Annotated in this window: 12 protein-coding genes, 1 tRNA gene and 1 pseudogene; 11 read left to right on the top strand and 3 right to left on the bottom strand. The window is 37.9% G+C overall.

Annotated elements, in window-relative coordinates:
* Positions 1 to 324: 324 nt before the first annotated feature.
* From ACFSX5_RS19460 to ACFSX5_RS19425, 8 genes are all read left to right on the top strand, one after another.
* Positions 325 to 401: transfer RNA gene (locus tag ACFSX5_RS19460), tRNA-Met, on the top strand.
* A gap of 188 nt (positions 402 to 589) precedes the next feature.
* Positions 590 to 823, top strand: coding sequence for a hypothetical protein (locus tag ACFSX5_RS19455; protein ID WP_016540430.1), 234 nt, complete (start codon positions 590 to 592; stop codon positions 821 to 823).
* Positions 824 to 933: 110 nt separating this feature from the next.
* Entirely contained in the window at positions 934 to 1,143 is a 210-nt protein-coding gene (locus ACFSX5_RS19450) for a cold-shock protein (protein WP_004653101.1), read from the top strand.
* A gap of 449 nt (positions 1,144 to 1,592) precedes the next feature.
* Complete coding sequence (locus ACFSX5_RS19445) at positions 1,593 to 1,805, top strand: cold-shock protein (protein WP_004653102.1); 213 nt, start codon at positions 1,593 to 1,595, stop codon at positions 1,803 to 1,805.
* Positions 1,806 to 2,388: 583 nt separating this feature from the next.
* On the top strand, positions 2,389 to 3,735 hold the full coding sequence (locus ACFSX5_RS19440) for an NAD(P)/FAD-dependent oxidoreductase (protein ID WP_386835753.1): 1,347 nt from the start codon (positions 2,389 to 2,391) through the stop codon (positions 3,733 to 3,735).
* A 444-nt stretch (positions 3,736 to 4,179) separates the two neighbouring features.
* Positions 4,180 to 4,728 carry a hypothetical protein gene (locus ACFSX5_RS19435; protein ID WP_016540427.1) on the top strand — a complete coding sequence of 183 codons (549 nt, stop codon included), beginning with the start codon at positions 4,180 to 4,182 and terminating at the stop codon, positions 4,726 to 4,728.
* 97 nt (positions 4,729 to 4,825) lie between these two features.
* Positions 4,826 to 5,260: a putative hemolysin gene (locus ACFSX5_RS19430; protein ID WP_016540426.1), complete on the top strand. Its 435-nt coding sequence runs from the start codon at positions 4,826 to 4,828 to the stop codon at positions 5,258 to 5,260.
* 186 nt (positions 5,261 to 5,446) lie between these two features.
* Entirely contained in the window at positions 5,447 to 6,007 is a 561-nt protein-coding gene (locus ACFSX5_RS19425; RefSeq protein WP_016660343.1) for an FxsA family protein, read from the top strand.
* Positions 6,008 to 6,793: 786 nt separating this feature from the next.
* Here the strand turns inward: ACFSX5_RS19425 and metK are convergent.
* Positions 6,794 to 7,960 carry a methionine adenosyltransferase gene (gene metK / locus ACFSX5_RS19420; RefSeq protein WP_005211901.1) on the bottom strand — a complete coding sequence of 389 codons (1,167 nt, stop codon included), beginning with the start codon at positions 7,958 to 7,960 and terminating at the stop codon, positions 6,794 to 6,796.
* Between the two features lie 383 nt (positions 7,961 to 8,343).
* On the opposite strand from metK, the pseudogene tkt reads away from it, so the two are divergent.
* Together tkt and ACFSX5_RS19410 are read left to right on the top strand one after the other, a co-directional pair.
* Positions 8,344 to 10,330, top strand: a pseudogene (gene tkt, locus ACFSX5_RS19415) (transketolase).
* A gap of 369 nt (positions 10,331 to 10,699) precedes the next feature.
* Positions 10,700 to 10,996: a hypothetical protein gene (locus ACFSX5_RS19410; protein ID WP_386835750.1), complete on the top strand. Its 297-nt coding sequence runs from the start codon at positions 10,700 to 10,702 to the stop codon at positions 10,994 to 10,996.
* Between the two features lie 12 nt (positions 10,997 to 11,008).
* Here ACFSX5_RS19410 and ACFSX5_RS19405 read toward each other — a convergent pair whose 3' ends face one another.
* On the bottom strand, positions 11,009 to 11,419 hold the full coding sequence (locus ACFSX5_RS19405; protein ID WP_016540421.1) for an OsmC family protein: 411 nt from the start codon (positions 11,417 to 11,419) through the stop codon (positions 11,009 to 11,011).
* Between the two features lie 283 nt (positions 11,420 to 11,702).
* On the opposite strand from ACFSX5_RS19405, the gene ACFSX5_RS19400 reads away from it, so the two are divergent.
* A complete protein-coding gene (locus tag ACFSX5_RS19400; protein WP_386835748.1) occupies positions 11,703 to 12,224 on the top strand; it encodes a YceI family protein in 522 nt (173 codons plus the stop codon).
* 123 nt (positions 12,225 to 12,347) lie between these two features.
* On the opposite strand, the gene ACFSX5_RS19395 is transcribed toward ACFSX5_RS19400, so the two are convergent.
* Positions 12,348 to 12,599: S24 family peptidase (locus ACFSX5_RS19395; RefSeq protein ID WP_386835746.1), on the bottom strand; the 252-nt coding region annotated here is incomplete at its 5' end.

Genomic DNA, 12,599 nt, shown 5'->3' with positions numbered 1-12,599 from the left:
GCGAGACAGACACTATAAAAATAAAAGATTGGCAATATTGTTACATAATGGACTTTTTACTGCATAATTTTTTTGTAGTATTTTGAATTATAAGAAAATAGTTGATTTATTGAACGATTCATTAAATCACACTTAAAAAAATTAAAATTGAAGCATGATCTGAGTGCAATCTATAGGAGTATGGAAAAGTCGTAAAAATGATCGATTTGTACTTAATTTAGGCATTAAGAAGGAAATTATGTGATTTTTCTAAAAAAATTTGCATTGTGGGGGAGATGGGCGTATAAAGCATCTCATTGATCAGATGTGATGATCAAATGTTGATGCGGGATGGAGCAGTCTGGTAGCTCGTCGGGCTCATAACCCGAAGGTCGTTGGTTCAAATCCAGCTCCCGCTACCACTTAAAAGTTAATTGAATATTAGCTCTGTGATTATTGAATTGTTGTCTACTTAAGAAATTAGACAGCAAAAAGTTAGCTGAAATAACCCTAAAGAAAGCTAAAAATTATTAGATTCTAGAATTGTAGTTATCCTCTCTCAATTAATCTAGCGTTATAGTAAATCCAAATCGATCACTTGAGCTCAGGAATGAGTGATTTTGTGTTGAAAATTATTAATGAATGGCGTGTAGCCAAAGCCATAAATGGCAATGAGATTTGTGTGCAAATCATCCCTTTAAAGCGTCAGCAAAACACGTTGAACGGCTTTAAATGGGTGGAAGTAGGAAAGAAAGTACTGTTGGAATCGGGTCAGGAAATTGACTTTAATCTAGACGGGAAAAGTTTCTATACCGATGTTAATCAACTTTATCGATTGACATAAATGGTTTACATACTTGTAGTATCTATTTAATACAGATAGATTGTATTAAATCATAATGTAAAAGTTATGGTTTAATTCATAAATGAACAAAGTTTAAAAGGTTTAAAGGTATGTCTGATACAGTTACTGGTACTGTTAAGTGGTTCAACGAAACTAAAGGTTTTGGTTTTATTCAAGCTGACTCTGGCGAAGACGTTTTTGCTCATTTCAGCGAAATCCAAAGCAAGGGCTTCAAAGTATTGAATGAAGGCCAACGCGTTTCGTTTGTTCTTGGTCAAGGTAAAAAAGGACCACAAGCAACTCTAATTACTGTTATCTAATTACTTTAGACCAGTGAAAAAAAAGCTCACACTCTGTGGGCTTTTTTTGTACCTTAAAAAATGCTCATGAATGATGGATATTTGTGAGCATATGGAAATGAAATAATATGTTAAAAATTTATATAAAAAGCAGAATTTTGAATGTTAAATAAAATGAAGTTTTTTAACTATATGAATATTAAAATAAAAAAATATTAATCTTTACTCGGTTTTGCAGAAATGCATGCTTAAAAACATCATTTAAGCCAGCTGTAAAAGATAGAGATTGCGTGAAAAATGTAAAGTCGTGTATAGTAAAACTGACTAGAAGAATAACACTGTTGATTCAGAAAATCTTTGATCTCGTAGTTTTAGACAAACCTTTCGTTTTATCAGATTTCCTTTCAAAGTTTATGATTCCAAGTTGCTCGCTGCTAAGCGCCCCAATTTTTTAAATATAGTTTAAGTATATGTCTGATACAGTTACTGGTACTGTTAAGTGGTTTAACGAAACTAAAGGTTTTGGCTTTATTCATGCAGATTCTGGACAAGATGTTTTTGCTCATTTCAGTGAAATTCAAAGCTCTGGCTTCAAAGTTCTAAAAGAAGGTCAACGCGTTTCATTTATTTTAGGTGAAGGTAAGAAAGGACCTCAAGCAACCCAAATTACTGTGATCCAATAATCTTAGATCAGTAAATAAAAAAAGCTCACGATTGATGGGCTTTTTTTATGGCAATCTTTTGAGCATACGTTCCTTTACATAATTCGGTTTATTTTTAAATTTTTTAAATAAACTGTCACTTTTTGTCATAAATTAACCATCTGGTTGAAAAATTGCACTAGTCAGATATAAGACTTTTTGCTAATTTATTCTTGTTAATTTATTAGGCAAATTAACAAGTGTGGTACATTTAATGAGCGTTAAAGTTATGGAAAACTTGGAGCCGTATGCTCAAGGGTTTGAGCAAGAAGTTCATGTACATTGTAAAAGATCTTTAGGGACGTTGTTATTCAGCTTTGTCGTCTTGATTGCAACCAGCCTATAAGAAAGAAAAGCACCTTCGGGTGCTTTTTTAATGCTCACTCCTCAGTTTTATTTCGACTTTGGTGTATTTCATTGTTGGCTAGATTTATAAAACAATAAATAGAAAGATTTAGGTAAATAACCTATCAAAAATATTGAAAGATTCTGGTTTTATTGCTCATTTTTTTTGCGATAAACTATAGCAATTAATCAGTAAGAAATTGTTTTAGGTGAATTACAAATGTATAGCGGTATAAACAAGCCAGCGCATTTAGATGATGTTGTTTTTAAAGAAAGTAAAGCATATAAAAATTCGAATGAGTGGAGCTGGGTAAATCCGAAACATGGTCAGTTTGATCATCCTGCAAACTATTATGAAAGTTCCTTAGCGGATTGGCATTGTTTTGATGCGCTCAATTCGGATCAAACCTGTGATGTCGTTGTGATCGGTGGCGGATTATTGGGTGCTTCAGCGGCATTGCATTTGGCTGAACAAGGTGTGGATACCATTTTGGTTGAAAAGAACCGAATTGGTTCAGCTGCTTCAGGCCGAAATGGAGGGCAGCTTACGCCTGGCTTAGCCCGTTGGGAAGCCGAGGAGATGATTAAGCGCTTTAGCTATGAAGATGCTAAAAAACTTTGGCATTTTACGTCGACAGAAGCGATGTCTTTAATTGATCATATCGCAGAAAAATATGCTGTTAACTTAGCACGTAAACGTGGACATATTACCGCTGCTGTACATGAAGGACATTTGATTGCTTTGACTCAAGGTGCAGATGCTCGGAAGTATTTGGGCGAAGATCATACACAGGTTGTTGGTGAATACGAACTTAAGGCTTTAATCAAATCTGATCTTTATAAGGGTGGCTTGGTTGATGACTTAGGTGGCCATATTCATCCACTGGCACTTAACCGCGCCTTAGTACACGGCTTCTGCCAGAATGGCGGGCAGGTGTTTGAACAAACGGAAGTGTTATCAATCACTGAGCAAGCTGATGGTGTTTATGTACAGACAGCATCGGGTATAATAAAAGCACGTAAAAGTGTGGTCATTGCAGTACATCATAATGCATTTAAACTACTTCCAGAGAAGAAGCAAACAGCCATCCCATTTCATACCTACATTGCCGTTACTGCACCTTTACAACTGCCATTAATAGATTTGTTGCCACAAGACCATCCTGTTTATGACACGCAATTACAGATTGATTACTATCGTGGAGTTTCCAAAAATCGTTTGCTATTCGGTGGGCAAGGAACAGGAACAAGTTGGTCTGCTGCTAAGATGAATCAGTACTTGCTTGGGCGTATTCACAAAGTTTTCCCTCAACTGGAGACTGTTGAGATGGATTTCTGTTGGAGTGGGGTCAGTGATTTGACCATGAATGGCGCGACAGATAACCGTAAGTTTGAAATAAGTATCCAATTTATGCAGTACATGGTTGGAGTGGACATGGTGTGGCGCAAACGGTACGAATTGGAAAAGCAATTGCAGACGATTTTTCTGGTGCAAATGCAGATTATGCAATGCTCACCAAAATTCAGCACAGCGATATCTTATTTGGTCGTTTATTGGCTCCGCTAGCGATCCCAATGTCTAAAGGTGGTATGGTATAACAGGAATGCTGAATCCTGGAAAAATGGTATCGTTCTAATCTGCGTTCTTATTTGAAAAAATGTCTCTTCAATATGAGACATTTTTTCTAGTCTCTAATGAAAAAAGTTGTATAAAGCATGGCCTGATCGAAAGCTATGACAACTGACTGATTAGGCTGTATTTTATTCTATATATGAATAAATATAATATGTTAGGCTAAATAAAAAGGATGAAGTCCATGGATGTTATACAAGTTAAAGATTTTTCAGCGGCGACGGGGTACACGCAGGCCATTATGGAAATGGATGAGTGGATCCATACTCGACCTTATTTTTATCTCATTAAAGAGCATTACTTGGTCGATGAGGCGATTCGATTGGAGTTTATTGTTATTCAGTAATCGAGATGAGTATTTTAAAGGGAGATTCGGTTTTGGATTATTATGCAAAAGTAGATGCATTCTGGGGGAGTGTGAATATTGCTGATGAAAATAAATTCACTTATTTGATGGAAATGTTTGAGCGTGGCGTTCATCAAAGTGATACCGATATGCTTGAGTTTGTGGCTGATTTGGCATTTAAGATAGAAAATCAAGAGATCAAGGTTTCGGTTTTAAATCATTTGTTATTGTTAGATGGGCATTACCAGCATCAAATGATAACAAAAGAGCTGCAAGATCTTGCCCATCCATCAAGTGTGGCTAGTATTGCAAAAGTTCTTGAGCAGGGTTTTAAGCGGTTTGAATATACGGCTTCTGATGATGGGGTCATCACAAAATGGTTTAGTCATGCCTTGGCAGATATTGGCACTGAAGAAGCGATCGCTTTAATAAGGCAGCATGCACAAAGCGAAAATGAAGAAATAGCTCAGGAGATGAAATACCGCTTAAGGCGGATAACAGATAAACAATATGGTAGTCTGATAAACAAACCGAAAATGAATGTATTTAATAGGTTTGTGAGTACTTTTAAAAAATTATAAATTAGAGTGTATCGGTTTGCTTCCTGTTTCAAATCATAGACATAATAATCTAAACTATTTTGTTATCTTTGCTTTTTACTTTATCAGAATTCAAATCATGAAAAAGATCTTACTTTTAGGTGCAATTGTAGCCTCATTGGCAGCGTGTTCAGCAACACCAAATAAAGAGATGACGCCACCAAAAATTGGTATGGCAAACCCTGCGAGCAAATATTGTGTAGAGCAGGGTGGTCAGTTAGAAATTAAAAATGAAGCCAATGGTCAGGTTGGATACTGTAAGTTACCCAATGGTCAAGTGGTCGAAGAGTGGGAGTTATTCCGCGCAAACCAGCCGAAATGCCTGGCAGATGAAGCGACGAAGCTCATTGGTCAGTCTGGATTAAGCGAAGATCAAATCAAACAGAAAACCAAATCAGAGATTGTTCGCAGTGTTGGACCAAACCAGCCTGTCACCATGGATTATCGTGAAAATCGTGTGACGGTAACGATTGACCCTCAGTCTAAGAAGATTACTCAAGCAACGTGTGGTTAATCATTAAAGGCTGTTTAGGCTCTCAATTAGATCAAATTTAATTGGGAGCTTTTTTATACAAGCTATCACATTGGACTTGATAAATTGAGAAATGTACCCATCAATTAGTTTATTGAGTTTATTTTATTTGTTGTGTCAGGATTGATTGTTCAAGATTGCACAAGGTTTTAATTTTCGAGATTTGACATGAATCTACTTCTTATCGTGGTATTTGGCACAATTGCTGAAGTTTTAGTCTGGATTGGCGTGGGTGACCTCGTTGGAAGTATGTGGTATGTCTTTTTCTGGTTCATTATCGCATTCTTCATTGGCCTGAATATGGTTCGTTCAAGTACATCGGGTATTATGCCTCAATTGCAGCAAATGCAGATGACAGGCCAATTAGGTGGTGATCCAGCAGTCACCAAGAAATTAGCACTGGCGATGTCTGGTTTTCTATTGATGGTTCCTGGTTTAATTTCTGATGTATTGGCTGTATTGGTTTTAATTCCACCTGTTCAAACGGCGTTTCGCAATGCATTGATGAAAACCATGGCCAAGCGTCAGCAAGCCATGATGGATAAAATGATGGGTGGTATGGGCGGTGGTGCTGCAGGCCCGAATCCATTTGCTGATTTGATGCGTCAGATGCAGGATATGCAGAATCAACAAGGTGGTGGTCAGTATCGTGATTCAACCATTATTGATGGTGAAGCACGTGAAGTAAAACCTGATCAGAAGAAAATTGAATTTAAAGATGTGAATTGATTTTAATTTGCTTCAAAAAGCACACTTGATCAAGTGTGCTTTTTTATGGCTTATCTTTGGGTCTTGAAGATTCTGTGTGGGTTCGGACGTAGCAGCTAAGTTGGCTTCCTTACTTTGTGGTTGGTAATGGCTCGGTTGCAGCGTCGTAACCTCATTTTCTGATTGTTTATACTTTCGACTGCGATTTGCCCGTTCGCGAAATCCACCTTTATTAATTAATTGAGTCATGCTGTATTCCATAACATGCAAAAGTTTATTTTATCAAATTACGTGAAAGATCAAATAATATTAAGCACTTAAAGATTTGCTTAAAATCAAAATTCTAATCAAATTGTCATAAAAAATTGTTAATTTGAATGGGTAGGTCAGAAAACTAGATTGAATTCTTGGTTTTTTTTTCATAGGATAAAAGTGCGACATATGAAATTGTTGTAAAAAGAAAATAAAAAATAAGTGGTAGGAGGAATTAATGATGTTATATCAATATCATTGTGCATGTTGTGACAAGGTTGTTGCATCAACTGATAAAGAGTGCCCACACTGTGGCTCTCATCATATCCGCAGTCCGTATGGCATGTGGATGTTCTGTGTGGCGGCATGTCTGGCAGTTGTCGTAGTCATTAAGCTTGCACATTTGTATACGCAACATCATCAAGAAGATCAGCCAGTTCAAAGCAATTCACTCTTTGAAATGTTTAAGCAAGATAATACCAATTCGAATAAATGATGTTAGGGGTAATAAAAAAGCTCGCAAATGCGAGCTTTTTTATGAAAGAGCAGTGTGGATTACAATCCAGCAGCATCTTTAAGGATTTCAACTTTATCAGTTTTTTCCCACGTGAATGCAGAATCAGAACCTTCACGACCAAAGTGACCATAAGCTGCAGTTTGCTTATACATCGGTTGGATCAGGTTCAGCATACGAGTAATACCATATGGGCGTAAGTCAAAGTGTTCGCGCACCAATTGAATAATTAACTCGTCTGATACTTTACCAGTATTGAACGTATTAATAGAAATTGACGTTGGTTCAGCAACACCGATTGCATAACTCACTTGGATTTCGCATTTATCTGCTAAACCAGCAGCAACAATATTTTTTGCCACATAACGACCGGCATATGCAGCAGAGCGGTCTACTTTCGATGGATCTTTACCAGAGAAAGCACCACCACCATGGCGTGCCATCCCGCCATAAGTATCGACAATAATTTTACGGCCTGTTAAACCACAGTCACCTACAGGGCCGCCAATTACAAACATACCTGTTGGGTTGATGTGGAATTTAGTACCAGCATGGAACATTTCGGCAGGGATGATTGGCTTAACAATCTCTTCAATAATCGCTTCTTTAAGCTGAATTTGAGAGATTTCAGGATCGTGTTGAGTTGATAATACAACTGCATCTAAACGAACTGGTTTGCCATTTTCATAAGCAAAAGTCACTTGGCTTTTCGCATCTGGGCGTAACCAAGGTAATGCACCTGAACGGCGTAATTCTGCTTGACGCTCCATTAAGCGGTGTGCATAAGAGATTGGAGCAGGCATGAGTACATCTGTCTCACGGCTTGCATAACCAAACATAAGACCTTGGTCACCTGCACCTTGATCTTCTGGCTTTTGGCGGTCAACACCTTGTGCAATCTCAGGAGATTGTTTACCGATCATGTTGATCACGGCACAAGTCGAACCATCAAAACCTAAATCAGAATGGTGGTAGCCGATTCCATTTACGGTTTGACGTACAATCGCTTCGAAGTCCACATTTGCTGTTGTTGTGATTTCACCAGCAAGAACAACCGCACCTGTTTTTACTAATGTTTCACAAGCGACACGCGCATACGGGTCTTCTTTTAGGATTGCATCTAAAATTGCATCGCTAATTTGGTCAGCCATTTTATCTGGATGACCTTCGCTTACAGATTCTGAAGTAAAAACAGCATACTCGCGCATGAACGTCCTATCATTGGTATTTTCAAAAAGACAGAGTATGTTACATCGACTTGGCGGATAGGACTAGCACAAGCTGACTAAAAAGCATGAATTTATTTCATTTTCATGATGTTTTTATTGATATGAGTATCAGCAAAAGTGATATTTAGTGATTTTGATATGAATAAATCTGTAATTTGATGTTCTAATTATTATCATTCTGTTGTGTGTTCTGTTTATCACTTGAACATTTACACAGATAATGCCAAATGAATGCGGGAAAAATAAGAAATATCGTGTATTGCACTTTACCCACTGTCGTTTTTTTAAGACAATAGTCTCAGTTTTTGAAAGATGATTTCTCATCTTCTCTCATCTTATTTGATTTAATCGGATTCTGACTTATGACAACCCCTTTAAATGAACGTCGTATTGCAAACGCAATTCGTGTCTTGGCAATGGATGCTGTGCAACAAGCAAACTCAGGGCATCCAGGTGCACCAATGGGGATGGCAGATATCGCTGATGTTGTTTGGCGTGAATTTTTAAATCATAACCCAAGCAACCCACAATGGGCGAACCGTGACCGTTTCGTATTGTCGAATGGCCATGGTTCAATGTTGCAATATGCATTATTGCATTTGACTGGTTATGATTTATCTATTGAAGATTTAAAACAATTCCGTCAATTACACTCTAAAACACCGGGCCACCCTGAATATGGTATGCGCCTGGTATCGAAACTACAACAGGTCCATTGGGTCAGGGTATTGCCAATGCGGTTGGTTTCGCTTTAGCTGAAAAAACTTTAGCAGCTCAGTTCAACAAAGACGGTTTGAATGTTGTTGACCACTTCACTTACTGTTTTTTAGGTGATGGCTGTTTGATGGAAGGTATTTCTCACGAAGTATGTTCACTTGCAGGTACTTTGGGTCTTGGTAAACTTGTTGCGTACTATGACGACAATGGTATTTCGATTGATGGTGAAGTTGAAGGTTGGTTCAGCGATGATACTGAACAGCGTTTCAAAGCGTATGGTTGGCAAGTTCTTCGTGCAGATGGTCATGATGCCGCTGCAATTCGCCAAGCAACTGTTGAAGCGAAAGCTGAAACCAATAAACCAACGATCATCATCTGTAAAACGATTATTGGTCTAGGTTCACCAAATAAACAAGGTAAAGAAGATTGCCACGGTGCACCATTGGGTAAAGACGAAATCGTTTTAACCCGTGAAGCATTAGGCTGGAAAGAAGATTCATTTGTTATCCCAGAAGATGTATATGCAGCTTGGGATGCAAAAGCAAAAGGTCAAACCTCTGAAGCAGCTTGGAATGAATTGTTCGCGCAATACCAAGCAAAATATCCAACTGAAGCGGCTGAATTATTACGTCGCATCAATGGTGATTTACCTGCTGAATTTGCTGCACAGGCAGATGCATTTATTGCTGAAACCAACGCAAAGCAGAAACCATTGCAACGCGTAAAGCAAGCCAAAATACCTTACAGGCCTTTGGTCCATTACTTCCTGAGTTATTGGGTGGTTCTGCTGACTTGGCGGGTTCTAACTTAACACTTTGGAAAGGTTGCCAAGGCGTACAAGAAAACCCAGCGGGTAACTACGTGTATTACGGCGTTCGTGAATTCGGTATGACTGCAATTGCAAACGGTGTGGCTTTACACGGCGGTTTTGTTCCTTATGTTGCAACATTCTTGATGTTTATGGAATATGCGCGCAATGCGGTACGTATGTCTGCATTGATGAAGCAACGTGTGATTCATGTGTATACGCATGACTCGATCGGTTTGGGTGAAGATGGTCCTACGCATCAACCAATCGAACAAATTGCATCATTGCGTGGTACACCAAACTTAAATACATGGCGTCCATGTGACACAGTTGAAGCTGCTGTTTCTTGGAAATCTGCACTTCAACGTAAAGATGGCCCATCAGCGTTAATTTTCTCTCGTCAAAACTTGCCATTCCAAGCACGTAATGAAGCTCAAATTCAAAACGTTGCAAAAGGTGGTTATGTACTTGCTGAAGAAAAAGGCGAATTAAAAGCAATCATCATTGCAACAGGTTCAGAAGTTTCATTGGCAATGGAAGCATATGTACAGCTTGAAGGTGTGCGTGTTGTATCTATGCCATGTGCTGAAGAGTTTATGAAGCAAGATGCTGCTTACCGTGAAGCAGTATTACCAGCGCATATCCGTGCGCGTGTAGCGGTAGAAGCGGCTCATGTGGATTACTGGTGGAAGTTTGTTGGTTTAGACGGCAAAGTGATCGGTATGACCACTTACGGCGAATCTGCACCAGCAAAAGACTTGTTCCAATTCTTCGGTATTACCACTGAAGCGGTTGTTGCTGCGGTTAAAGAATTGACTGCTTAATCAAATTAAGTGGTATAAAAAAGCGTCCTGATTCAGGGCGCTTTTTTTATGATGATTAAATGGAATATAAATATGAACGAGAAATACATATTCATTATATTGACCCAAAAAATGGAACAGATAATGATATAGCCGATTACTGGTACTTTATTGAAAATTAAAAGATTAAGGTGTTGTGATGAAAAAAGAATTCGAACTTCATGCTTTTGATGAAATATTAGATGATATTAAATATTGGTATTTGGAAAATTTGAATAAAAAAGAAATGTTTTGGCAGTGCGCACAATATAATTTTTATTTCGCGCATTACAGGAAAGTTTCAAAAATGAAAATGGCGACCCAGCCTTTGGTGGCAATTATAATTATCGTATGCAAGCCTATTTTGAAGAGGCTATTCAAGCTCGAGTTAAATGTCATGGCATGCCAAGTTGGGCGAAGTTAAAGGGAAAAATATTAGTATTTGATGTGCACTCATCAATGTTTGACGGTTTGGGTGAAAAAGAAATAGATGGTTGTGACACTCCACCTCCTGAGTTTTGGATTCATTTCGATGGGGAAAACCTATATTCATTTATTCCAAATGAGCTCACAAATATTGTCGACCTAGCAATAGATATTTCGATGAGTGGCTCATTGGAATGGTATACGAATGTGATTGAAATTTAGTGTAAGGGCCACTTATCCGACACTTAATTCACTCTGAATCGAAATATTTGATGTTAATAACTTATGAATCGGGCAGCTTTCCGCGACTTTTAATAAACGCTTATGCTGATCCTCGGTAAATTCACCTTTTAAGATAATTTTACGTTCAATATTATTTTGACCTAATTCAGGCTCACCATTGGGATTTAAGGCTAAATCGACCTGCACATGCTCAAGTTTAATCCCTTTATGATTGGCATACATTTCTAGAGTGATGGTCGTACAGGCACCTAAAGCCGACAGTAAAAGCTGAACTGGGTTAGGTGCTGTATCTTGACCACCTTTATCTGTAGGTTCATCTGCATACCAAGTATGACCAGCAGGGTCTGTCAAGCTAACGCGATAAGGTGTGGATGTACTGAGTGCTTGTGCTGTATGTGTCATGTTTTACCTTGTTGTTTATCGTGAAGTATCTAAATCAAAATATACCCATTGATCATGTGAGCTTGTCGATCAATTGTCCAGTATCGAATAGTCTTATGATATTGATTTTTGATAAGCGCTGTAACGCTTTTATTGTTGCACTGGTGAAACATATCGTTTTATAAAGACTAGTGAATAAAAATACTTGATCTATACACTAATCACTATATCAAACAAGGATACGAAAAATGCAATTTAAAACATTAAGCCTCGGTTTAGCAGTCGCTTTAGCTAGTTCGGTAACTTGGCTGCGCCAGTCGACTATAAAATTGACCCAACCCACACAGCAACTGTATTCAGCTGGAATCACTTTGGTTTCTCTACACCAAGTGCAAATTTCACTGATATTCAAGGGACAATTAAAGTTGATACTGCAAAACCTGCAAATTCATCTGTGGAAGTAACGATTCCTTTAAGCAGTGTAAATACTAATGTTGCTGCTTTGGATAAAGAGTTCCAAGAAGAAGCTTGGTTTAATGCTGCGAAGTACCCGAACATTACTTTCAAAAGTACTAAAGTAGAAACCAAAGATAAGAAACACTTCAAAATTACAGGTGATTTAACCGTGAAAGGGGTAACAAAACCTGTGGTATTAGATGCTGTACTGAATAAACAAGGTGAGCATCCAATGGCGAAAGTACCTGCAATTGGTTTTAATGCTACAACAAGCTTTAACCGTTCTGCATTTGGTATCGGCAACTACGTTCCAAATGTTGGTGACAAGATCACTGTAAATATTACAACTGAAGCAACTGCTGCGAAGTAATATCATATTGCATAAAAAAGCCTAGATCATCATCTAGGCTTTTTTATGGTTATGATGGTCAGATTTATTAAAATACTAATATTGATATAAAATAAGAATACTAATAAGTCATTCGATAAAAAATTAGCTATGTTTTATTTTGGATCTACGTTTGGATTGGTAAATATAGCGAATGGAGTCGACCACTTCACAACAAAAAATACATTCTTCATCTAGAGGAATAATATTGGGCTTGAATTCTGGATTCAATGCTTGTAGATATCTTGAATTATCGGTTTCGATCACTAGACGCTTAAATGTCGCATCTTCATGCTTTCTCACCACAATCATGTCACCCGATTGCATATCGCTATATTGCACAGTAGGGTCAACTAA

Origin of the sequence: Devosia albogilva, from assembly GCF_042685625.1 — a bacterium.
Classification (GTDB): domain Bacteria; phylum Pseudomonadota; class Alphaproteobacteria; order Rhizobiales; family Devosiaceae; genus Devosia; species Devosia albogilva.
The sequence above is the reverse complement of the archived record's forward strand: the minus strand, read 5'-3'. Positions and strand labels throughout refer to the sequence as shown.

Coding starts and splice junctions, on each gene's coding strand:
- ACFSX5_RS19455 (WP_016540430.1), top strand. CDS start 590: ATGAGTGATTTTGTGTTGAAAATTATTAATGAATGGCGTGTAGCCAAA.
- ACFSX5_RS19450 (WP_004653101.1), top strand. CDS start 934: ATGTCTGATACAGTTACTGGTACTGTTAAGTGGTTCAACGAAACTAAA.
- ACFSX5_RS19445 (WP_004653102.1), top strand. CDS start 1,593: ATGTCTGATACAGTTACTGGTACTGTTAAGTGGTTTAACGAAACTAAA.
- ACFSX5_RS19440 (WP_386835753.1), top strand. CDS start 2,389: ATGTATAGCGGTATAAACAAGCCAGCGCATTTAGATGATGTTGTTTTT.
- ACFSX5_RS19430 (WP_016540426.1), top strand. CDS start 4,826: ATGAAAAAGATCTTACTTTTAGGTGCAATTGTAGCCTCATTGGCAGCG.
- ACFSX5_RS19425 (WP_016660343.1), top strand. CDS start 5,447: ATGAATCTACTTCTTATCGTGGTATTTGGCACAATTGCTGAAGTTTTA.
- metK (WP_005211901.1), bottom strand. CDS start 7,960: ATGCGCGAGTATGCTGTTTTTACTTCAGAATCTGTAAGCGAAGGTCAT.
- ACFSX5_RS19410 (WP_386835750.1), top strand. CDS start 10,700: ATGCAAGCCTATTTTGAAGAGGCTATTCAAGCTCGAGTTAAATGTCAT.
- ACFSX5_RS19405 (WP_016540421.1), bottom strand. CDS start 11,419: ATGACACATACAGCACAAGCACTCAGTACATCCACACCTTATCGCGTT.